General features: G+C 37.8%; 20 protein-coding genes. 5 read left to right on the forward strand and 15 right to left on the reverse strand.

Annotated features, from left to right (window positions below):
* Nucleotides 1-13: 13 nt before the first annotated feature.
* The 7 genes from I588_RS01725 to I588_RS01755 form a co-directional block, all read right to left on the reverse strand.
* Nucleotides 14-1,135 (reverse strand): WxLIP family cell surface protein, encoded by a 1,122-nt coding sequence (locus I588_RS01725; protein WP_010757211.1) that lies wholly within the window; start codon nucleotides 1,133-1,135, stop codon nucleotides 14-16.
* Between the two features lie 71 nt (nucleotides 1,136-1,206).
* Nucleotides 1,207-1,866, reverse strand: coding sequence for a WxL domain-containing protein (locus tag I588_RS01730; RefSeq protein ID WP_010757212.1), 660 nt, complete (start codon nucleotides 1,864-1,866; stop codon nucleotides 1,207-1,209).
* A 168-nt stretch (nucleotides 1,867-2,034) separates the two neighbouring features.
* Nucleotides 2,035-3,186 (reverse strand): tyrosine-type recombinase/integrase, encoded by a 1,152-nt coding sequence (locus I588_RS01735; RefSeq protein WP_010757213.1) that lies wholly within the window; start codon nucleotides 3,184-3,186, stop codon nucleotides 2,035-2,037.
* A 397-nt stretch (nucleotides 3,187-3,583) separates the two neighbouring features.
* The gene (locus tag I588_RS01740; RefSeq protein ID WP_162141119.1) at nucleotides 3,584-4,594 is read right to left on the reverse strand and encodes an ATP-binding protein; all 1,011 of its coding nucleotides are present in this window, start codon (nucleotides 4,592-4,594) and stop codon (nucleotides 3,584-3,586) included.
* A 266-nt stretch (nucleotides 4,595-4,860) separates the two neighbouring features.
* A complete protein-coding gene (locus tag I588_RS01745; protein ID WP_162141120.1) occupies nucleotides 4,861-5,799 on the reverse strand; it encodes an ATP-binding protein in 939 nt (312 codons plus the stop codon).
* Between the two features lie 398 nt (nucleotides 5,800-6,197).
* Nucleotides 6,198-7,076 (reverse strand): hypothetical protein, encoded by an 879-nt coding sequence (locus tag I588_RS01750; RefSeq protein ID WP_010757216.1) that lies wholly within the window; start codon nucleotides 7,074-7,076, stop codon nucleotides 6,198-6,200.
* A gap of 118 nt (nucleotides 7,077-7,194) precedes the next feature.
* Complete coding sequence (locus I588_RS01755; protein ID WP_010757217.1) at nucleotides 7,195-7,923, reverse strand: LytR/AlgR family response regulator transcription factor; 729 nt, start codon at nucleotides 7,921-7,923, stop codon at nucleotides 7,195-7,197.
* A gap of 600 nt (nucleotides 7,924-8,523) precedes the next feature.
* On the opposite strand from I588_RS01755, the gene I588_RS01760 reads away from it, so the two are divergent.
* The 4 genes from I588_RS01760 (at nucleotide 8,524) to I588_RS01775 (ending at nucleotide 11,837) form a co-directional block, all read left to right on the forward strand.
* Nucleotides 8,524-9,159 carry a TetR/AcrR family transcriptional regulator gene (locus tag I588_RS01760; protein ID WP_010757218.1) on the forward strand — a complete coding sequence of 212 codons (636 nt, stop codon included), beginning with the start codon at nucleotides 8,524-8,526 and terminating at the stop codon, nucleotides 9,157-9,159.
* 119 nt (nucleotides 9,160-9,278) lie between these two features.
* Nucleotides 9,279-10,133 carry an ABC transporter ATP-binding protein gene (locus tag I588_RS01765; protein WP_010757219.1) on the forward strand — a complete coding sequence of 285 codons (855 nt, stop codon included), beginning with the start codon at nucleotides 9,279-9,281 and terminating at the stop codon, nucleotides 10,131-10,133.
* The gene (locus I588_RS01770) at nucleotides 10,126-10,896 is read left to right on the forward strand and encodes an ABC transporter permease (protein ID WP_010757220.1); all 771 of its coding nucleotides are present in this window, start codon (nucleotides 10,126-10,128) and stop codon (nucleotides 10,894-10,896) included. Before I588_RS01765 ends, I588_RS01770 begins: the two co-directional genes overlap by 8 nt.
* 335 nt (nucleotides 10,897-11,231) lie before the next feature.
* Nucleotides 11,232-11,837 (forward strand): rhomboid family intramembrane serine protease, encoded by a 606-nt coding sequence (locus I588_RS01775; RefSeq protein ID WP_010757221.1) that lies wholly within the window; start codon nucleotides 11,232-11,234, stop codon nucleotides 11,835-11,837.
* A gap of 425 nt (nucleotides 11,838-12,262) precedes the next feature.
* Here the strand turns inward: I588_RS01775 and rbsK are convergent, their stop codons facing one another.
* From rbsK to I588_RS01810, 7 genes are read right to left on the reverse strand one after another with little or no spacing between them, the layout of a single operon-like run.
* The gene (rbsK, locus tag I588_RS01780) at nucleotides 12,263-13,195 is read right to left on the reverse strand and encodes a ribokinase (protein ID WP_010757222.1); all 933 of its coding nucleotides are present in this window, start codon (nucleotides 13,193-13,195) and stop codon (nucleotides 12,263-12,265) included.
* Between the two features lie 54 nt (nucleotides 13,196-13,249).
* Nucleotides 13,250-14,197, reverse strand: a complete 948-nt coding sequence (locus I588_RS01785; protein ID WP_010757223.1) for a nucleoside hydrolase — start codon at nucleotides 14,195-14,197, stop codon at nucleotides 13,250-13,252.
* Between the two features lie 21 nt (nucleotides 14,198-14,218).
* Nucleotides 14,219-15,667 (reverse strand): MFS transporter, encoded by a 1,449-nt coding sequence (locus I588_RS01790; RefSeq protein ID WP_010757224.1) that lies wholly within the window; start codon nucleotides 15,665-15,667, stop codon nucleotides 14,219-14,221.
* A 47-nt stretch (nucleotides 15,668-15,714) separates the two neighbouring features.
* A complete protein-coding gene (locus I588_RS27795) occupies nucleotides 15,715-16,536 on the reverse strand; it encodes an energy-coupling factor ABC transporter ATP-binding protein (protein ID WP_010757225.1) in 822 nt (273 codons plus the stop codon).
* A complete protein-coding gene (locus I588_RS01800) occupies nucleotides 16,526-17,374 on the reverse strand; it encodes an energy-coupling factor ABC transporter ATP-binding protein (RefSeq protein ID WP_010757226.1) in 849 nt (282 codons plus the stop codon). Before I588_RS01800 ends, I588_RS27795 begins: the two co-directional genes overlap by 11 nt.
* 4 nt (nucleotides 17,375-17,378) lie before the next feature.
* The gene (locus I588_RS01805; RefSeq protein ID WP_010757227.1) at nucleotides 17,379-18,152 is read right to left on the reverse strand and encodes an energy-coupling factor transporter transmembrane component T; all 774 of its coding nucleotides are present in this window, start codon (nucleotides 18,150-18,152) and stop codon (nucleotides 17,379-17,381) included.
* A gap of 12 nt (nucleotides 18,153-18,164) precedes the next feature.
* Nucleotides 18,165-18,791 (reverse strand): ECF transporter S component, encoded by a 627-nt coding sequence (locus tag I588_RS01810; RefSeq protein WP_010757228.1) that lies wholly within the window; start codon nucleotides 18,789-18,791, stop codon nucleotides 18,165-18,167.
* A gap of 216 nt (nucleotides 18,792-19,007) precedes the next feature.
* On the opposite strand from I588_RS01810, the gene I588_RS01815 reads away from it, so the two are divergent.
* Complete coding sequence (locus tag I588_RS01815) at nucleotides 19,008-20,906, forward strand: PfkB family carbohydrate kinase (protein WP_010757229.1); 1,899 nt, start codon at nucleotides 19,008-19,010, stop codon at nucleotides 20,904-20,906.
* Nucleotides 20,907-21,137: 231 nt separating this feature from the next.
* On the opposite strand, the gene I588_RS01820 is transcribed toward I588_RS01815, so the two are convergent.
* On the reverse strand, nucleotides 21,138-22,295 hold the full coding sequence (locus tag I588_RS01820) for an ABC transporter permease subunit (RefSeq protein WP_010757230.1): 1,158 nt from the start codon (nucleotides 22,293-22,295) through the stop codon (nucleotides 21,138-21,140).
* Nucleotides 22,296-22,298 lie beyond the last annotated feature (3 nt).

Here is a 22,298-nt window from a genome sequence, read left to right on the forward strand (position 1 = left end):
CCTTTCTATGAACTTACTTTGGTGTTGTCCATTTTTTTCGCCGAACATAAAGCATGCCGATTGTACAAATCGTCAAGACACCTAGAAGAATGACTACTATTGAGACCCATTTAGGATAGGTAATTGTATAGCTTGCTTCTTCGTTAATTTTCTTTGCTTGCTCCTCGCCGATTGTAAATTCTTCATTCCACGACCAGGAGTGTTCTCCTGAAGTGGCCTTTACAGATAAAATATAGGTACCTGGTTGAATAGGGTCTAATCCCCAATTAGTTGCGAAGTCAAATTGAGAATTAGGTGCCATCCGCAGGTCATTGGTTGTGCGTTTTCTCAGAACTTCTTTACTGCCTTTTTGGCGGAGTTTGGTTTCAACGGTTAAGTTGTCTAAAATTTTTGGTTCAGGGTTTTGCAGGCGAGCTTGAATTACTCGCTTACCTTGGTGAACCGTGGGCTTAACCTGCAATAAGTTAAGGGAGCTGCCGTCTGAATAGTCTACTTCATCCTCTTCGGTAATCACTAAGCCTAAACGATACCCATAATTTGAACTCAAACCTTTTTGTTGTTCCCCTGTATCTTCTGCGTTCATGACAACAATAGCGGCCACCTTCACACCTTTAAAGCTTTCTTTTGGCGGATTAACAGTGATGGTCACTTCTTTTTCTTCCTTATTCTTTACAGAAACAGTTGCTTCAGAGATAGAAGTGATTTCTTCCATTGAATTCTTTAGTGATTCATCCCGTTGATATTCAGCTCCGTCATAATCGATCTCACCATTTTGATTCGTGAAGGCGTCTCTTACTTTGATCGCTACTTTTCGCTCTTCCTCGCTAGTACTTTTGATTTTCAAGGTTAATTGTTGCTCTTGACCCGGTATCACTTTTACGAAGAAAAAACCTTTTGATTCATCAACTTGCGTATCTGTCTTCACTGCTTCAACTGTGAAACCTACTTCCACTCCTTTATTCTGCTCTTTTGATGGTTCGGGGACTTGTTTTTTACCAATCTGTAGTTCCTGACTGGTCTCTGTTTCATCACCATAGACCGTCTCAGCAGAAAACAGCGGTGGAAGAATAAGTGAAAGAAGTAAACAATTTATAATGAAAAGCTTTTTAACTTTACATTTGCTTAATCGATTCATAACTAGGCTCCTTAACTAAATCAAGAGAAGAGAATTTATTCCCTTCTCTTGATTGCAATCATTTCAAAATTTTAGATCGTATCACTTAATGTCCAGTTGATTTTACCAGTAAAGGTTTGTCCACCATGAGCATTTTGAGAGGTGATGTTCATTTGTACTGAATCAATCGGAATTGCAAGTCCCTGATTAGCACTGGTGGCTGTAGAAGCGATATCCGCAGTGCCTCCTCCTAATGTTAGAACTGAACTTGCAGGTCGAGTAACAGTCACACCTGCAATTGGGTTCCCTACTGCTCCTGAAACGTCTGGTGTTCCTACAGAAACATCATAATCTCTTACAGCTGCAGTAGAAGTAAGCGTGATATCTCCACTTGAAATTGTTTGAGCAGTTGTTGTACTGCTCAAAACAGTTGCTGCTGCAACTAGTTTCCATTGCCCAGGAGTCGTACGGTCATCATCAACTGCAAGATAGTTCGCACCTCCAGTATTCCCAGCATAGGATACAGCGTTTCCTGCATCTACATTTTGGGTACCAAAGTCAATACCTGCTGGAACATAAGCCAATGCTAAGTTACCGGTATCTTCGCCTCCACCACTGTATGGATTAAAACGCACCTGAGCATCCGTATCTCCAGTTAACGCCGCAAACCCCTGCACACTACCTAACGCAATACCTCCTAACATTGATACGCTGGCTAGACCAACTAAAACCTTTCCTTTTAAATCTTTCATTGCTCATTCTCCCCTTTTTTATTATTCTAAACAGAAGTTTGATCCTTCTGGTTTAGCTTATTTTGGTAACTCTGGTATAATTAAGGTGTATTCCTCCTCTTTTTTCTTCAAACTTTTCCTGTTCTTAGCAGGAATGGGAAACTTTTTACACCCTTTATGAGTCAAGGATTACACAACATCTTGACGGCTTTTTGACGGAATTGTTTCCAAATCAAAGGTGAATGAATGGTCCTTTTCTAGCTGTCGGATCGCTTCTTGTTTTTCACTTAAAAACGAATTAGTATAGATATCCAAAGTCAATTTAATCGAACTGTGACCTAAAAGTGAGCTAACTGTAGTCACGCTAACTCCCCTTTCCAAACAACGAGTAGCAAAGGTGTGTCGTAATGCATGGAATGGCAAATCAGCTACCTGACTTAGTTTCTTTATTTGATCAAAACGATACCGTAACGTTCGAGGATCAATTGGCAAATGATTCTTTCCAACAAAGATAAATGCGTCCTCTGTGTACTTGCTTTGCTCTTTCAGAAGAAAAGTTAGGCGTTGCGTAAGCGGAATAACGCGCATGCTGTTTTCTGTTTTTGGGACCCCTGCGGTTAATTCAGTGTGCCCATTTTGCTTAACACGCTGCACTGTTTTATTCACAAATACAGTTTGATTTTGCCAGTCAATATCTTGCCACTGTAAACCGAGGATTTCACCAATCCGCATTCCTGTATCTAAAGCAACTAATATCGGTAATTCTTTTGCAGACTGACAATAGTTTTCCAAAGCCTCCTGCTCTCTTTGTGAAAAGGATCGAACCAAGCTCTTGGTTTGCTTCGGCAAAATAACCGAGGCTGTTGGGTCCCTATAGAGAAGCTTGTCCGCCACTGCCGTTTTAATTATTTGTTTAAAGACACGATAGACTGCATGGACTGAATTAATGCTCAAATTATTTTGTAAAAAATAAATCCATTCCTGAATCAATTCCCCAGTTAAATCATTAAATGATTTGTCTTGAAAGAAGGGGGAAATATGCTGCAAAATCTTGCTCTCATAGCTTTGGTACGTAGCAGGTCTGACTTGATCCTTCTTTTGATGAAGCCAGTGGATAAGCCAGTCGTTAAATAGCTGCTTAGCTTGGCGGGTTGTTTTGTACCTTCCCTGAATTTCTTGATAAAGAACCTTTCTTTCAAATAACAACTGTTTGGCTTCTTGATACTTCCGGTGGTACACATACCCATAGCGAATTTGTCCAGTTGGTGTGCGATCTTTAATGTAGCGTCCCTCCCAACGACCATCTTTACGCTTATAAAGATTATCTCCTGTTCTTGACATACGATCTCTTCCTTTCTGACGGCTAGAATGACGGAAGATTACTTTCTTTAGAGAAAGTCTGAAATATTTAATTAATAGTCTCTAAATAAAGTCAACTTCTATCTTGAATAATGGCATTCTCCAACTTTTTTAACTTATATTAAACAAAGTATTGATTTATCTTTTTCTGCTAGTTATAATAAGCAGTAGATAAGAGTGGTTTTACTATCTTGCCAATTCCACTGATTTATCAGTCTTTTTCTTAGAAATAGATCAATACTTTTCTTAAATTTCCTGTTCCTGCTAAGAACAGGAAATTTATTTTTTATCATAAAAATAACCTCAAAAGATGATATATGTACTTTATCATCTTTTGAGGCTATTATTTTCTATTTGTAGAAATTCAACAGGTTCGCTGTCATAACCGGTCTTCAAATAAATGCATTTCTATTTGAAAGGTGTTCTCTCCCCAAGAGTAATCCAGCTCTCCATCATATTTTTGGACAACTCTTTGAATACTGCTCATTCCAATGCCATGGTTCCTGCTTTCCTTTTTTCTAGTTTTTAAGGATTTATGTTTGCCATCTATACTATTTTCACAGTAAATTGCCAAACACTGCTGCTGTAAAATCATTTGAAAGGTAAGCCATCTGTTGTGAGAGTCACAGTAGCTCGCTGCTTCGATTGCATTGTCTAAGATATTACTGACTAATACAATCAAATCATTCGATTCAAATAAGTTACTGGACGGCATTTGTATATCAAACTGACAATTGATCGTTGCCTTTTGTGCTTGAAGGCACTTCTGACTAATTAGTACATTAATTGTTTTGTCATTCGTATAATGGTAATGCTCTGTAGCAATCGTATTTTGCAGCATGGAATCCAACAAGCTCTCCATCTGAGGCAGCTCCGCTTTGTCCATATGACCTCGGAGAACTAACAGCTGGTTTTTCATATCATGCTTTAATCGAAGGACCTCCTTTTGGTAGGAGTCAATTCGCTGATAATAATTTTCCATCATTGTATGCTTCTGTTCATTTAATTGATAGTCATAGTTTTCTTTAGAGGTCATTTCCACGTGTTTGAAATAACTATAGAATAGAAATAATTGAACGGTAAATATAAAGACATAAAAAAAATCTGTCGCTATAAGTAAACGAATAGAAAGCAGCATACTACTAATAATAATTGAGCCATGCATCACCATTGTCTTCTTCGAAAAATATTGAATACGATGAAGCTTGCTCTTTCTAATCAATAAAATCAGCAGTAAAGTAACATAGTTTCCTATTTCACCTGATGGCCATGCAGTTTGAAGCAGCGCTGCTGCCCCTTCTGTTCCTAAGATAAAAACAATCGTTGACCACACAATCCCCTCAGAAACCATTCGTGAAAAAATAGAGAGGATCATCACAAAAACCTTCATTTGCCACGTACCTTTAAATAAGCATAAATTACTCCAAATGTACCCAACAAGAGAAAGATGCAATAGAATAACTCTCAGTATACTATGCGGCATGAGAGTTATTCTGCCATTTATTTCAGAATAAATGAATCCGCTAATCAATAAAACCATCAAGAAAACCGTTCTATTGATAGTAGGTTTTCTTTCAAAAAAGTATGTCAGCAGCAAATGCAAATTGAGAATGGTCAAAAGAAGATACACATTCGTCGAAAGCAATAGTTGATAGATCAAACGGTTTCTCCCTTCTTCAAGTAGTCAACTTTATTGTAGTCCAAAGTAAATAGTGTAATTTCTATGGAGAAGGAACGTTCTTGCCATTCGAAGTCTAATTCTCCATTGTATTTTTTTACGATTCGTTGGACACTTTTTAAGCCAATCCCATGCTGCTGTTTGTCTGGCTTTCTGGTAGTAAAGGATTGATGAGTGTTGTCTCTACTGTTTTCCATTCGAATCACCAAGCATTGTTTTTGCGCAGCCATTTGAAAGTTAATCCAGGCCTCGCCTGAAGAACAATAGCTGCAGGCTTCGATAGCATTGTCTAGCAAATTGCTGACTAAAGAAATCAGGTCGATTTCAGAAATGGTTAAGCTCCTTGGAATATTGATTTGACCTTTGAAAAGGATGCCCGCAGCTTGTGCTTGTCGATATTTGTGGCCAACTAACACATTCATTTCTTTGTGGGAAGTAAACCATTGGTAATCAACCGAGATATTTTCTTCAATCATTCCTGCAAGTTGCATGGCCATTTGGGGAAATTCGTTTCGCTCCACCTGCTTTTGCATGGTCATCAGTTGAACGTTCATCTTGTGCTGCAGCTGCTGAATCTCCTGATGGAAGCCATCAATTTTTTTATAGTGTTCTTTTAGCAACTGTTGCTTTTGCTCTTTGACTTGATAATGATAATTCTCTTTGAAAGCTTGTTTGGATAATTTCAAGTAGTTGAAAAAAAGCAACAAAAGAAACACTATAGGTAGGAGGATAATCAGCTCACCATTGATTAAAAAAAGCAGTGCGATCACTACACAATTTGCTGTAATGAACACAGATAAGACAATCAGATGAATTGGATAGTCGTATTCTTTTTTAGTTCTTTGTCTATTAACATAAAGAAATAGCAAAAGGAGCGCAATTTCAAGCAAATCATCAACGATCCATCCCCTGCCCATGAACTGATGCCTAAAGCTTTCTCCGAAGATAGACAGTATAAGCAGCGACAGAAAAGAATCTGCATAAAAACAAAAAAGGAGATAGCACCCTCCTGTTGCCAATTTATAAGATCGTTTTCCGGCAAATTGAGCCATTACTACTTCAATATAAATCCAGGATATAAGAAGCAGCATGATTACTTGATACATGTTTAAGCTAGGTCTATTGAATAGATACCCAGTAAACAAAGTGAAAATGAAGGCAGTAATCCCTATTCTTATTAAACTGAAGGGCTTTTTAAATCCTCCTTTCTGTTTAAATAAAAGAGCTGCTAATAGTAAAAAATTGATAAGTCCTAAACAAGACCTTAAGAGTACCCAAAATGAAACAAAAGAGATAGTAAGAACTCCTCCATCGTTCATTTGTTTTCTTCCTCATTCCCTATTGAAATTTCCTGCTGATACGTTTGAATCAATCGAGCTAATTGTTTCGTTACCTGCGGGTAGTCGTTTTGCTGCAGATGACTATTCAGATTCAATAAATGATTTTTCATATCGTGTTTAACAATCCTAACTTTTTCATGATAGCTTTCCATTTCTTCATAGTGCTCCTCTAGTAATAGATATTTTTGTTGATTCAGTTGGAACTCATAGTTTTCCTTTTCTTTCCTTTCCGCAATAATAAAATACGCAAAGAGTAAGATTGACAAGGCGATAAAGTACCCTTGAGAGATTACATCCGTCCCCGTTGCAAGAACTAAGTTAACAACGAAGTAAACAAAAATTATCATCTCTTGTACAAACATCATCGTAGTCGACTGTTTATGTATATCTGGCTTTTTTCGCTTATATAACCAATAAGAAGTGATTAAAAAAATAATGAAAAATATTTCTCCTGACCACCAGCCGATAGTTTCCATCAAAATGGCCTGTTCTTCTCCTACGGCAAGGATCAAAAGGAACCAAAGGACATTTTCGATAAAAGTAGTAATAAAATGTGCACGCATAATGACAAAAAATTTCTGTGCCCTTGTTCCCTCAAAAAGACCTAGATAAAAAGCTTCATAAACAGTGTTTGAGGCGATCAGCAAAAAGATTCTAAACATACTAGGTGGCAAACTGAGTTCGATAGTAAACTTGATATACCCCACTAGAATAGTAATTCCTACTACGAAAAGAAGAAGCTTGGTTCGAGAAATCGTTGTCTTAAGAGGCAAATGGCTTTGAGCAAAAAAATAGAAACCCAAAGCTAGGGTCAAGTAAGCCAAAAGTACGAATAAAAGTTTTAATTGGTACATACTTTCCTCCGTTGCTAATTTTGATTACGAAAGATTTCTTGCTAAAAAGGCTTCTGTCTACAGGACGAATATAACGCTCTGTAGACAGATTTTGATCCTATGCTTTTTCATAAAGCTGCTACAAAACCTGCTTCATGCTCCCTAATAAGTAACGACGAAAAGCTCTATGGAAAAGCTGATGATAGCGACGGCTAATCGAAAGAACCGTCTGATCTCTCATCATGATTGTCTGGTTCTCTGTTCGTTGAATACACTCTAAATTTACTAAATAAGATTTATGAATCCTTGAAAAATTAAAGCTTCCAGCCTGTCTTTCTACGTCTTTTAATGTACCGTAATATTCAAAAACCTCTCCTTTTGTTGTATGAATACGAATTTTTCTAGACACACTCTCAAAATAGGCGACCTCTGCCAACAATATCGTATTCACTTGCCGCCGAATAGGATACTGAAAGACCGTCCTTTTCTTGTGAATATAATAGACTGCAGAAGACAAGACTCTAAAAACCTGCTTCTCATCTAACGGCTTAACTAAATAATGAAAAGCCAAGACGTCAAACGCACGCGGCATCTCTGCCTCATGACTAGTCACAAAGATAATAATGGCATCTAAATCTTTTTGACGAATCACTTCAGCTACACCAATTCCGTCCATACCTGCCATTCCAATATCAAGTAAGTATATCTGAAACCCTCTTTGATTTTTCTCTACAAAGGAAAGCATAGATTCTCCAGAGTAAAAAATTTCACATTCAAAGTCTTGGCTGTTATCTTTGAACAATTGTTGAACACATTCCTCTAATTGTTGGCAAAAAATCTGATCATCATCACAAATTGCAATATTCATTGGTTTCTCCCCAGAATCCTTATTGTTATTATTATGATATCATACAAGAACCTCAAATCGTATATTATTTAACATACTTTTTACTTATATAGTCATTTTTATTGTTAGTTATTTGGATCAAAAAGACAAATATACTTTTTGAACAATTTAAAAAATACACTTGTTATTAAGAATTGGTTTTCCTTAAACAAAAGGAGGAAGTGGATAGCCACTTTATGATGCGCTTAGTTTATGGGAATGACTCTAGTGGTGTATTCAGCTTTTTGTACGTTTACAAATGCTAAATTTCTTAGCAGGAATTTCTAAACAGTCGATGAAAAATCCCTTAATATCTATTATAAATAAAAGCAGTACAATCAAAGACCAAGTCAGATTCTGATTTAATGCAAATTTGACTAGTAATTTGAGTCACAGTTTCTTTGACAATCAATCAGTCAGATGAATCTACGCTGGAGCTTTCAATCCTAAATCTATCCGATGAACCTTGAATTTTTTCGCGAAAGAGTTTACATTCGTTTAGTATGAATGTCATTGACAAATAAAATTCTAAATCATATAATACATTCATACCGTATGAATGTTTGACAAAGGAGAAAGATCATGGCTAGAAATAAGCATCCCGAAGTGACTGTTGATCGAATATTGGAAGTATCCAAACGACTGTTTCTTGAAAAAGGCTACGACAACACCACCATCCAAGACATTGTTCATGAATTGGATGGCTTAACCAAAGGAGCCGTTTATTATCATTTCAGGTCAAAAGAAGAAATCATGAATGCCCTGGAAGACAAAATGTTTTTCGATAATGATCCCTTTGAAGCGATCAAAAAGCACACGGAGTTAACTGCGCTTGAGAAAATTCAACTAGTCATCAAGCAAAATAAAGCCGATGAAGAGCAAATGGAATTAATGAAGCAATCGATTCCGCTTCTGGAAAATCCACATGTACTAGCAAGAAGCCTAGACACCAATCGCCGGATTCTCTTTCCTCGTTGGCTGGAGCTGATTGAAGAAGGTCAAAAGGATGGCTCGATTAAGGTAGAAAATGCCCAGCCGCTTGCGGAATTTTTGGTTTTACTCGATTTTTGGTTCATCCCTTCTCTCTTTCCAGGGGGGAATGAGGAATTTTACCAACGATACCTTTTCATTACTGAACTATTGGATAAAATGGGCCTACCTATCAGAGACGAAGAAATGGAAGGCTATATCAAGGACTCCCCGCTTTTTTCTGATTAAGAGTAAATAAAATTGTCTTTAACGGACAATTTTTATTTTAGCTATATACATTCGTTCGGTATGAATGTAAGTTTTATTGCCTTGTTTCATTGGCCTAAAATTCTAAGGAGGAATTCATTGTGCCCAATTCAACCCCTTCTATTGTCGTTTCATCGCTAAAGAAAAGCTATCAGGACAAGAGTGTATTAAAAGATGTCACCTTCTCAGTCCCCAGCGGTACTATCTATGCTCTGCTTGGTTCAAATGGCGCAGGAAAAACCACGGTGGTTAAAATTTTATCGACTCTTTTAAAGCCAGATGCAGGGACTGCCGCTATTAATGGCTTTGATGTAATCAATCAAGCAGACGAAGTTCGGGAATGGATCAGCTTAACGGGTCAATTTGTCGCAGTGGATGAGGTTTTAAGCGGTCGAGAGAATTTGAACCTAATCGGACAGTTAAAAAGATTACCCAATGCCCAACGCAAAACCGATGAGTGGCTTGCCCTTTTCGATTTGACTGATGCTGCGGACCGAAAAGTATCTACCTATTCTGGAGGCATGCGGCGAAGATTGGATATCGCGATGAGTCTTTTAGGTGACCCCGAGGTGCTCTTTCTTGATGAACCCACCACCGGACTGGATCCACAAAATCGGATCGCCATGTGGGAGTTAGTAAAACAACTTTCAGCCAAGGGAACCACGGTATTTCTTACGACGCAATATTTAGAAGAAGCTGAATATCTAGCAGACAACGTTGCAATTCTTCATAACGGACGAATCTTAGTTGAAGGCACCCCACACTATCTTAAACAGATCCTGCCTGCTCGAGGCGCTAAGTTAAACTTTGATAGTGAAAAACAGGCAGCCAAGGCTGTTGAAATTTTGAATGAACATCATATTGCAGTTGCCAACCTGGAACAAAGCTTACCTTCATTGGAGGATGTATTTTTGAGCTTAATTGATGAGAAAACGGAGGATAGTCAAAATGGATAAGTCAAAGAGGAGTACCCTGCTCGATTCGTGGATTATGTTTAAACGCTGCTTATTTATTTCCCTGAGAAATCCTGAAGCTATTTTGGTAGCCATCATTGTACCTTTTATCCTAATGCTGCTGTTTGGGACAATCTTCGGCAGTATATCCGATATTGATAATTTTAATTACATTGACTTCATTGTTCCCGGAATTATCCTGCAAAGCATCGGTCAGGCATCGCAGTATTCAGCTATGAATGTTGCTTCAGACATGAAAACCGGGATCATTGACCGTTTTCGTACAATGTCAATTTCAAAATCAGCGGTGCTGATCGGTCATACTGCAGCTGGAGTAATCAGAAATACGATTTCGACGATTATCATTTTTGTTACGGCTTTGCTTTTAGGCTTTAGACCCAAGGGCAGCTTCGGGGATTGGTGTATCGTTATTGGACTGCTTATTATGGTTAATACTACTGTCTCCCTGCTTGGTGTGCTTTGCGGTCTGCTCTCGAAAACAGTTGAAGGAGCCAGCAGTTTAATGCTTCCCCTTTTTGTTTTGCCGTTCATAAGTTCAGGATTTGCCCCGGTAGAAACATTGAACAGCAGTATTCGCTGGTTTGCCAAAACGCAGCCCATGACGCCGATTATCAATAGCATTCGGTCATTAACGTTGAACTTGCCATTGGACGATAACTTAACGATAGCCTTGGCTTGGTGTATCGGCATTATTCTTGTGGCTTATTTCAGCTCTTTACATGTTTACCAACGCAAAATTTCTTAGGAGTTTGCGCTTGAATCATCGGAGTTACTCGGCTAGGTGTGGAACTGCTCATTCGATAATTGTAGACTGTAGGAAAACGACAACGTGAGCTTGTGGATTTCCTACATTTTTTGTATGCCCTTCTTATCCTGGGCTCAGATACAGCACTACATCTCAGGTCTTATTGAATAGTAAAAAACTGAATGCTATCATTATTTTGAACGAAATAAATTGCAATTGGCTTTCTTACCTTTTTTCAGAAGTGATGGAGGCAAACAATCAGCTAATTGCCCAAATTTTTTAGAGGTTATGGCGAGCAGCTTGACGATTCGGATTAATTAAGGAAGGAGGACTACATGGAAAAGCGAAAGATAAACAAACTAATCAGCTTCAATTCACCAGTTATTTTAGGTCTGACGATTGCATCATTTGTCGTACTTATTTTAAACGTAGTGACAAATGGAGAAATCAACAAATTATTTGCCGTCTACTATACATCCTGGGCAGATCCCATGATGTATATACGATTATTCACTCATACACTTGCCCACCAGGATTTGAGCCATTATTCAGGAAATTTTCTATTGCTATTAGCAGTTGGACCATTAGTGGAAGAAAAGTATGGCAGTAAAAATGTGTTAATCATGATACTGACTGCCTCTGCTATCATCGGCTTGATCAATGTCATTTTCTTTCCACGTACAATGCTTTTGGGCGCAAGCGGCATTGTGTTTATGTTCATCTTACTAGCTTCCTTCGCCAACATGAAGGATGGCAGGATTCCCCTGACGGTTATCTTGGTAGGTACGCTTTATATTGGAAATGAAATCGTAAGTGGTGTGATATCTAGTGACAATATTTCGAGAATGGCCCATATTATTGGTGGATTGTTAGGCGCATTGTTTGGCTACCTGTTTCATACGAACGGACTTAAAAATAAGATGGAAAAGTCTCGTTATTAAGTGCTTTTGACTAAAATCGCCAGAACAACAAAGCTTGCATTCTATGCAGCATCGTTAACGACGATTTAGCAAAAAGCCACTTAGTATCAGTCAACATTCAAGTCATTTCTAAAAAACAAGCTCAACTCAAAGGTCTCGATTCTGAAACGAGGCTTTTGAGTTGAGCTTTTATATTGTTTTTGGACGGCGAAATCTTAGTGTACAATAGGCGTTGCAGCAAGTATTATCCTAAAAATAGCATTTTGAGATTTCAAGTAAGTAAGTTCAGATAAATTTTTACTGAAAAAATCGTTCTCCATATTTTTTCTCAATTCCCTTCACAACTGCCATCCATTCAACCAAATAAAAACGTAAACAATAAAGAGAGACTTTGCAAGTGTCATACAAAGTCTCTCTTTATTCAAGCTTAGCTTACTTTTTACCATCTATACCTTGATCTTTTGCTCTTTTTCTACTAGCTCTGACTCATAAGGAATAGAAGGTTGTGCTCCATAACGTTGCACAGTCAATGATGCTGCTTTATTGGCATACTGAATTGCTTCTTCAATATTCCTAAAATCCACAAATAGCTTTGTAGAAAGTGCTCCGATAAAAGTGTCGCCTGCAGCAGTTGTATCAACTACATCTACCTTGCTGGCCGGGACGAAACCTTGTTTTCCATCCAAAACAGAATAGAACGCCCCTTTGCTGCCCAATGTTACTATCAATACCTTCACATCCAAAGAATGAATGACTTTAGCAGCGTTAATTAGGTCTTCTTTAGTATCGATTTTGTCCCCTATTATTGTTTCCAGTTCAATTTCGTTCGGAATTAAAATATCCGTCATTCTGATAATAGAGTCAGGCATCTCTTTTAGTGCGGGTGCTGGGTTAAGAATCGTTAATGCAGCTGATTTCTTAGCTATCTCAAAACTCTGTTCAATACTTGAAAGATTAGTTTCTAATTGAGCAATAACATAGTCACTCGAAGAAATCAATTCACTACTGTCCAATATATGCTCGCTTGAAATTTGCTGGTTTGCTCCACCATAAATCACAATACTATTTTCACCATTATCATCGACGGTTACATAGGCGCTTCCCGTTTTGATATTAGTTAAATGATCAATAGCTGAAGTATTAATCCCATCTTGTTCAAGTAATTCAACTAACGTTTTTCCCCCATCATCATTTCCAACAGCGCCGATGAAGTTTACTTGCCCATCATTTCTAGCCGCAGCAATAGCTTGATTGGCTCCCTTCCCTCCACCATTAGTGAATACTTCTTTTGAGTGAATTGTCTCACCTGGTTTTGGAAATTGTTCTGTTCGAATCGTTGTATCTAAATTGATGCTTCCTACTACTGTAATCTTATTCATCTCTGCACTTCTCTCCAATTGACTTCGCTTACCTTTTAATTTTTCATAAACAGTTTATGAAAAGTATTTTATCGTATCCATTGTTAATTTTCTGAACTTATCTAGATCAAGATTAAAGGCAACATTGACATTTTTCTCTTTTTTAAAGACATCATCATAATCAACAACGGTGCTGCCAAGTGCCAAGGTATCGCTTGTTTCAACTTGTACATTCATTGGGTAAACAGTAAACATATCTGGATCAATTACATAAGCAACAGCACAAGGATCATGCATATGAATACCTTCAACATGCTTTTCATCTGCCCAATAGGGACGTGTTGTAGTTAAGTTGAAAAAATCCAAAAGGTCAGCCATGGTAGTTGCTACTTGGTTCCCAATACCGCGAATTTCTTTTATGTCCTCTTCGAATAATTGAGCTTTTAAGGTTACATCTAACCCGAACATCGCTACTGGCACACCTGATTGAACAACAATATCTGCCGCCTCGGGATCAACGTAAATATTAAATTCAGCATGAGGTGTCATATTCCCTCCAAAGCAGGCTCCTCCCATAAAGGAGATCAGTTCGATTTTTTCTTTTAGCTCAGGATGAGACAATAAGAAAATTGCAATATTCGTTAATGGTCCTGTTGCTATTAACGTGATCTTTTCTTCAGACTCTTTCAAAATTTTGGCAATTAAATCATTGGCAGAGATATCTAGATCTTGTATAGTAGACTCCGGTAATTCAGCACCATCAATCCCTGACTCGCCATGAACATCATCCGCGATGATCAACTCTCGACGCAATGGTTTTTTAGCTCCGCGAGCAACTGGAATATGTTCACTCTTTGCCAAGGTTAATAGTCTTTTGGCGTTAACGTACGTTTTTTCTGGAAGTTGATTTCCAGCAGATGTTGTTACTGCTAATAACTCAATTTTTTCTGAAGCGATAGCCATCAATAATGCTAATGCATCATCGTGACCTGGATCGCAATCTAAAATTACTTTTTTTACCATTGTTTATCCTCCAATACTAATCTATTTGCTTTGTTGCATTTTTTCACCATGAGAGTAAATCATTTTTCTTGTTACAATAAAGATCACAAGTGCTATTAATACAATGACACCACCAATTAAGAAAATATTGGCATATGTTGAAGCCGCACCTTCAGCAGAACCAACAACGCTGCTCCCAGATAGGACACCTGACGACATCATACCGCCAAATACAGCAACACCTACAGAACCAGTGATAGCTTGTACTAAATCATTTACACCTAGTACACGACCAGATTCTTCTGGTGCAACAGTTAGTGTCGCCGTGTCTACAATCGGTGAATAAAAGAATGATGTACCAAAGTAATAAATACAAGGCGCTAATGCTAATGCCCAGACTTTTCCATGAGGAATAGCGAATGCAATGGCTAATAAACCCAGACCCATGAAGGATAAAGCCATGATAATTGCCGCTGAACGTCCGATTTTTTTAACGACAGGACCACAAACGAATCCTAAAACAGCAGCTAATAAGATAGAACCAACTAATAGTAACGATACTTCCGCAGAATCAATCCCAAAAACGTTTAAACCAATTGCATTTACTCCTGCATTCAACGTGTAACTAAAGAAGTACCCAATAAAGATAACTGCCATTGTCGCAATCAATGCCGGATTTTTCAAAAACTCAGGTGTAATAAAGGGATTTTTAGCTTTATTAATATACACGAAAAACAATACTAATGTTACCACTGACGAAATTGCCCAAAAAGCATTCATATCTGTGAAAAACATCGTCATTGCTCCAGCAAATGCACCAATCAAAATAAATCCAAGCCAGTCAATATTTGCCCCTTCAGCTCGTTCATCAGGTAAGTTTTTAGCTAACGAAGGAATGAATAAGATTGAAATGATCGGAACTGCGAATAACCAGCGCCAGTCAATTTTTGTGATATAGCCAGCTGCAACGACACCTAAAGCTGCTGAAAAACGGAAAACGGCTACAAAAATACCGTAATAGATAACGCGGTTTTCTTTAGCGATATATTTTGATACTAGCACCAAGAAAACTGATCCTGCGACTTGTCCTCCGGCAGATTGTAAGACGCGAGCAATAACTACTGCCCAAATACTGCTTGGCCCAAATCCAAAACCAATGATAGAACCTATAACAAAAATAATTACTCCCAACAAGGTCATTTTTTTCAATGAGACAAAATCACCTAGCGCGCCATAGACTACACAGACAATCCCTAAGACAATCCCTGGAATTGAGGTAATAAGTGGTGCTAAGTTTGTCGCTCCTAACTGTTGTCCAATATTGACAAAGATCATACCAAAGGCTTGTTGTTCCAGAATACCAAAAGTGAATATTAACAAAATTAAGGGTATCGCTTTTTTCGCCATACGATTCATTGTTTCAAATTCTTGGCTTCCTTCTTCTGGTATCGGAACACCAACTATTTTTTCTCGCTCATTTGTTGCTTCCATTCTTTATCCCCACTTTCGTGATTTATCTATATAAAAGGTGATCTCACCTATATATACGTATTTCCTGTTTTCTTGTTTTCAAATTGCTGATGAAAATCCTGTTGAGTAAAAACTGGCTTTTCTAATCCTAATGCCTGCCCCACCCGCGTAATTGGCGGTGGACTTACTGAACTAGCCTGCAAAATTTCTCGACTTGAGAAAATCACTTCTTTGGTTGCTCGTTTCACTATTCTTCCTTTTGCCATCACAATTATTTGATCAAAGTTTTTTACAACAAACTTCATGTCATGGGTGATTGTTATACATAGTTGATGGTTTTCTTTCAACGCGGTGATGATCCTTTCCAATCGTTTGTTTCCTTCAAGATCTTGACCGCAAGTTGGCTCATCCAAAATAATCATTTCTGGATTCATCATCAAAATCGAACCAATTGTACAAAACTTTTTTTCTGTCCCATTCAAATCAAAGGGATGAATCGATAGCTTGTCAGCTAATCCGACTAAATCAGCAACCTTTTTTAATCGTTCGTTGATTTCTTTTTGAGGTATTCCTTGCTGTTTTGGACCGAATTCAAATTCTTTTTTTACACTTTCTAAAAAAAGCTGATTGTCTGGATTCTGAAAAACGTACCCAATTTTTCGAGACCAAAAAGCTGTTGTATGGTTCTTAATACTCTCTCCGTTGATTAAAACATCTCCAGTGGTTGGCCGTAACAACCCATTTAAATGCTTAACGAACGTGGTCTTTCCAGCACCATTTTGACCAATGATCGCGATCGGCTCAGTCCCTTCAAATACAGTATTAATTTCGCTTAAGGCATTATCACCTGAAGGATACTGATGGGTAAGATTGGTAATTTCAATTTTCACTTGCTAACACATCCTCTAGTTTTTTTATCGCCTGCTCTTCAGTTAAGATAACCGAACTAGAGTCGTAATCTTTAGTTAGTTCATAATAATCTGGGGCAGCAATGCCATATTCAGCTATATTGGGATTGCTGAAAACAGCTTCTGGAGAATCATTTAAAATTAAGTTACCGTTGTGTAGCACGAGTACTCTATCTGCTAGTTCTGCAACCTTTTCCATGTCATGATCTACCATTATAATTGTCATACCGTTTTGATTAAGCCTTTTAACCGTTTTCATTATTTGCTGACTACCGGCTGGATCTAATTGAGTTGTGCATTCATCTAAAACTAAAACTTCTGGTTCTAGAATTATTGCCGAAGCGAGTGCCACTCTTTGAACTTGTCCCCCCGAAAGCTCTAACGGATTCTTATCTAGCAAATCCTCTATTTGCACAATATCTGCCACTTTATTGATCTTTTCGATCATTATTTCTTTCGGTACGCCCCTGTTACCTAGCCCAAAAGCTAATTCCTCACTGACAGTATCCGCAGTGTATGACAACTGATTAAAGGGATTTTGAAAAACTAAACCCACCGTCTGCGATAATTCCCCCACAGTGCATTCAGTTGTTTTTTTTCCATCAATCTGGATTACTCCATCCGTATGGCCGACAAAATAGTTGGGAATTAAACCTGCTAATGCATTGCACAATGTTGATTTCCCAGCTCCATTAGCACCTATTATTGCAATAATCTCCCCTTTTTGAACGTCGAAAGTTATATCATTAAGAGCTACCTCTGGTGCTTCATTATAGCGATAAGAAAAGCTAATAGATTCAATAATAGTATCTCTATCCATATCGTCACCCCCTCATTTCAAAAAATCGTTTTAAAATACAAAAGACGATAAACAATCCTGAAAATATCTTTAAAAGCTGATCGCCGCTGCTATGCTTAACTTCAATAAAACTCGTAGGCTTTACTCCCTTAATGCTGAATCCTCTGGTTTCCAGAGTCATTCCTCTTTCTTGCGCATCAGTTAAAGATGAAAGTACGACAGGTCCAATAAGTGGAAAGAAAGCCTTCGCTCGTTGAAAGAAATTACCTGTTACTTCAACCCCTCGGGATTCTTGTGCTTCCTGAATTATTTTCACTTTTCTTTGCATTTGAGGGACAACGTTCAGACTTGCCAAGATTAAATAGCCAATTTTCATATTGAGACCTGATTGGGTAAGTGCAGCTACAGTTTCTGAATTTTTAGTTGTCTGCATAAATATATAGAAAGTACTCAAAAAAACTAACAATGTGGAGGATATTTTTAATGCATACAATGTCCCTTCCAAACCAACTTGAGCAAATCCTAAATCAGCAATGATTGTAGTATTCTTTGGACTATACAACCCTTGAATAAAAAGGAGCATGAAGGTAACAGGTACTCCGAACCCAAGAAGGAGTAAACTAATTTTTTTACCCATACCCATAAAACCACCAAAAATTAAAGTCATAACTAAAACTCCATAACCCAGAAAAGGACTAGGGTAAATCATACAACCCACTCCCAGGCATAGTACAAGGATTAACTTCGTCACAGGATTCAATTCTTTTACATAGCAACTGATTTTATTACTCGTTTTCACAGATTATCATCCTCAATTCTTCGCCCTTTCATTTAACAATGAAGCGTTATCCAATGGCGCGTATTGGCTGGAAAATCTTTTCGGTATCTTTTTTACTAACCAATAAACAATCAAAAAGACTAATCCTTTATCTACTAAATTCTCTATTAACGATGTAGAAAAAACTGAAAGAACAATTTCTTTAGTTGCAGCAATTAAAGCTGCCGCTGCAAGAGAACTGGCATTGACTCCAGTAGCACCACCATAGACAAAAATCGTAATGACTGACGAAGCAAAAGAATTAGTAAGTGTGCAGGCTAACCATGTAACTATTGCTCCTGGAATATTTTTAAAGAAGCCCGCCATTACTAAATACCCTGTAACCAACCCGCATAAAACACTAACTAGGGCATACGGGAAAAAAACTGGGTTTGTCACAATTGCTAAAAACAAGTTGGTAATTAATCCACAAAGCGCAGCTACCCAAGGTCCCGCTAAGCATGCAACCAATACTGTTCCAATCATATCCAGAAATAGCGGTAGTTTTAATGCTGAACATAAGGTTCCACCCACCAAATTAATTCCAACCGCAATTGGGATCAGTACAAGTGCTTTCGTTGAGAAATTTTTATGGAGAAATACTTGAAAATATTTTTTCATTCTAGTTCCTCCTCGCAAAAAGTGATAAAATCAATCCAAGGAAAACATTTTCGGAAAACGTTTTCCTTGATTAAAAGTTATCATCGCTTACAGATTTTGTCAACACTTTTTTTGGCTGTTGCCGAAAAAATTTTATCTTTTTTGACGAAACATGCTTGACCCCTCTAGAATGAGTTGAGTATGATAAGATAGAAAACTAGGGAAAAGGAGACGTTTATGAATATAAGAGATATCGCAAAATTAGCTGGTGTTTCTGTTTCAACAGTTTCAAAAATTGTAAATAAAAAAGACGCCAGCATTAGCAACGAGACTCGAGAGAGAGTTTTGAAGATTGTTCATGAATACAATTACACCCCCTATTCAGCAACTATCAATTCTGCAACGACCACTGGTTCGATAGGAATATTGATTAACTCTTCCAATTACGTTGATCAAGCGCTTAACGGCGTGATTGATTTTGCTCAACAAAAGGGTTACAGTCCGATAGTGTTTAATAGCCTTGATGATCCGAAGCAAGAGCTTAAAAATATTACCGCTTTATGTACAAAGCAAGTCGATGGAATTATTTGGGATCCAATAAATGAAAGCAGTTTAAAAAACCTAAAACATATTGAAACTTTAGGTATTCCACTGGTACTGATTGGACACTCAGAAGAATATACTTCCCTTTCCATTCCTTATGAAGAACTGTCTTATTTTTTAACAAAGCAATTAATCGAGAAAAAACATAAAAAAATTGCGTGTATTATTGGAGAAGACAAAACGAAAGAAGCCCTTATTTCTGGATATAAACAGGCTCTTTTTGACCACAATTTAAAATTTAATGAATCAATGATTATTCATAGTTTAGATAATTCAATCAATGACGCTATTATTGAAAAAGAAATATCTGGATTTATCTCTGGTGATTTTTTTAAGTCTATAGAGCTATACAATCTCACAATGCAAAGTAGTTTGGAATGCCCAAAAGATTACTCATTGCTTTCCCTTCGTGATGTTACCGACGAAAAGTACAAAAACTATCGAGATAAACTGTCTACGGTCCCAATTGATAAGAACACCTTTGGTAAATATGTATGTCAATCACTGATTGATATCATTACAAAGGCTCAAGAGCCAAAGCTGTATCATCAGGAAATGGCATTGGAAAATGTGCAATCAATAGGCTTTCCTGCTGAAAATCAACGCCCGACAATTCTCGTGGTGGGTAGTATGAATATGGATACTTATCTTTATTCATCTAACCTCCCTCATAACGGCTCGACAAATTTTTTATCAAATTTAAGTAAACGTCCTGGAGGCAAAGGTCTCAATCAAGCGATTGGGACAGCAAAGCTTGGACACCAAGTTCGTCTAATTGGGTGTGTTGGTGCTGATAGCAACTCTAACACTATGTTTCAAGAACTTAAGAAAAATGGGATTAATACTGAAGGGATCTCGCGCTCTGAGGATATAGAAACAGGACAAGCTTATATTTTTGTTGAGTCCAGTGGCGACTCAATGATTTCGATTTTGCCTGGAGCTAATACGGAGTTATCTCCTACCACGATCAAAGAAAATCATGACTTATTCTCTAATGTGGGATTCTGTCTGGTTCAAACAGAAGTTCCGATTGAGACGGTCGAGGCAACGTGCTTACTTGCGAAAGAAAAGGGCGTAAAAACGATCTTAAAGCCAGCTGCGTCAAAAAAAATACCGGATTCACTTCTAAGCAAAACGGATTATTTCGTTCCCAACGAGGACGAGCTATCCGCAGTGTGTCCAGACTTTAATACCATCGAAGAAAAAGCTGAACACTTAATTTCCAAAGGTGTAAATAATGTGATTGTTACCCTAGGCAAACAAGGCGTTTTTCTAAAGAACAAAGAAAAAGAAAAATATTTTCCAGCTGCTGATTTTTCCGCCGTTGATAGTACCGGTGCTAGTGATGCTTTTATTAGTGCTCTGTCGGCCTACCTATTAAGAGACTATTGTTTAGAAAAAGCGATTCAAATTGCAACTTACGCAGCAGGTTTTTTGGTATCACGTGATGGAGTAACTAATGCATTAGTAGATCGGACAACCTTAGAAAGTTTTATTGCGAAAAACGATCCTAATCTGCTCTTAAAAGATTAGACCAGCTAAACGGACTCTTTTCGAAGGTAAAGTTCGACTTTTATCTAAATAATCGTTCTCTATTTTTCCGCAAAGCTCATAATTTTTGTATTGAAAAAGGGAAAAGAGATGAATACTCATTTTAAATCAAACAATTTCCAAAATTATCTGTAAAATGTTACACCCCAACAACTACTTATAACAACAACTAAGCGAACTTCCCTAATGGAAATTCGCTTAGTTTTTCATCAATTAGGATAAACGATAATGCTTCATTCGCCAGTAAACCAGCAAATCAAATACTACTTTTGCCAGCAGGAAAATCAGCAGCAGTCCCACTAAGTTCATTACTGCTGTGCTGAATAGAAAGCCTTCCTTTAACTGAATCAGCTGCAGGATTTTTACTGATCCGTAGTTGTTAATCGGAAACAACTGTAAAAGCTTGGCTGGAAACCCCTTGTTAAAAATTCGCGACAAAAGCTCTGGTCCAAAAAAGGCCCCTAAGGAAATAGCCAAGGAACTAAATGGTGATTTGGTCATGCTTGAGACAAAGCAAGTCATTGCCACAATCACCAAAATATTGATAATCTGAACGCCTCTAGTTAAAAAGAAAACCTGCAGCAGATTAATAAACCAAGGGAAATCGTACAATCGCCACATCAAATTCGCTTGAACACTTACATTCCAGCCACTAAATCCAAAGAGCATTTGGAATAAAATAATTGTTGCAAGCTGAGCCAATAAAAACACTCCTACACTTAAAAGCATGGCCGCGGCTAGTTTACTTAACGTTGATTTAGAACGACCATATTTGGTTGAAGCCAACAACCCAATGTTCCCTCCTGATACTTCACTTGAGAAAATCGTTGAGCACAGAAAAATGATCAAAAGCGCGGTTAACATAAATATGCGATCCAAGGCATCCATCAGAATGGACCAGCTAGGAAAATTTCCGGTTTGCAGATAGCCGGTTTCTGGCTGATTGAACCCGACCTGGTCTAAGGATTTAATGTCAGACTGTTTGATTGGAAACACCTTTCCCTCTTGGGCAGCATCGTAAATTTGTGTAAACAAATCTCCTGAGTTTTTAGCAAACGTTGAAAACGTATAGTAAGAATACATATTAAAATAATCTGAATTGGGATTTTTTGCCCGTTCCTCAGTATAATCAATCATCGCATCCTGTACTTTTTGTGTCGTTAGATCTCCTTCGTACTTAGAGGTGATCGCGTTATTTTTCTGGACCGCCGCACTCCGTGAGATGTCCCCTTCATGATTACTATGCATCCGTGAATTTACAAAATAAATATGGAAAATCCCCCCTAGGACAATGAAGAACACCACAAATGCGCCTAAAACTGCCTTATTCAGCAGGATCTTTTGAATTTCATATTTGATTAGCTGCAGCATCTG

Source organism: Enterococcus pallens ATCC BAA-351 (assembly GCF_000407485.1).
Taxonomy (GTDB): domain Bacteria; phylum Bacillota; class Bacilli; order Lactobacillales; family Enterococcaceae; genus Enterococcus_A; species Enterococcus_A pallens.

Coding starts and splice junctions, on each gene's coding strand:
- I588_RS01740 (WP_162141119.1), bottom strand. CDS start 4,594: ATGAAGGTTTTTGTGATGATCCTCTCTATTTTTTCACGAATGGTTTCT.
- I588_RS01760 (WP_010757218.1), top strand. CDS start 8,524: ATGGCTAGAAATAAGCATCCCGAAGTGACTGTTGATCGAATATTGGAA.
- I588_RS01790 (WP_010757224.1), bottom strand. CDS start 15,667: ATGGAAGCAACAAATGAGCGAGAAAAAATAGTTGGTGTTCCGATACCA.
- I588_RS01785 (WP_010757223.1), bottom strand. CDS start 14,197: ATGGTAAAAAAAGTAATTTTAGATTGCGATCCAGGTCACGATGATGCA.
- I588_RS01730 (WP_010757212.1), bottom strand. CDS start 1,866: ATGAAAGATTTAAAAGGAAAGGTTTTAGTTGGTCTAGCCAGCGTATCA.
- I588_RS01820 (WP_010757230.1), bottom strand. CDS start 22,295: ATGCTGCAGCTAATCAAATATGAAATTCAAAAGATCCTGCTGAATAAG.
- I588_RS01735 (WP_010757213.1), bottom strand. CDS start 3,186: ATGTCAAGAACAGGAGATAATCTTTATAAGCGTAAAGATGGTCGTTGG.
- I588_RS01770 (WP_010757220.1), top strand. CDS start 10,126: ATGGATAAGTCAAAGAGGAGTACCCTGCTCGATTCGTGGATTATGTTT.
- I588_RS01725 (WP_010757211.1), bottom strand. CDS start 1,135: ATGAATCGATTAAGCAAATGTAAAGTTAAAAAGCTTTTCATTATAAAT.
- I588_RS01750 (WP_010757216.1), bottom strand. CDS start 7,076: ATGTACCAATTAAAACTTTTATTCGTACTTTTGGCTTACTTGACCCTA.
- I588_RS01775 (WP_010757221.1), top strand. CDS start 11,232: ATGGAAAAGCGAAAGATAAACAAACTAATCAGCTTCAATTCACCAGTT.
- I588_RS01755 (WP_010757217.1), bottom strand. CDS start 7,923: ATGAATATTGCAATTTGTGATGATGATCAGATTTTTTGCCAACAATTA.
- rbsK (WP_010757222.1), bottom strand. CDS start 13,195: ATGAATAAGATTACAGTAGTAGGAAGCATCAATTTAGATACAACGATT.
- I588_RS01815 (WP_010757229.1), top strand. CDS start 19,008: ATGAATATAAGAGATATCGCAAAATTAGCTGGTGTTTCTGTTTCAACA.
- I588_RS01810 (WP_010757228.1), bottom strand. CDS start 18,791: ATGAAAAAATATTTTCAAGTATTTCTCCATAAAAATTTCTCAACGAAA.
- I588_RS01800 (WP_010757226.1), bottom strand. CDS start 17,374: ATGGATAGAGATACTATTATTGAATCTATTAGCTTTTCTTATCGCTAT.
- I588_RS01745 (WP_162141120.1), bottom strand. CDS start 5,799: ATGGGCAGGGGATGGATCGTTGATGATTTGCTTGAAATTGCGCTCCTT.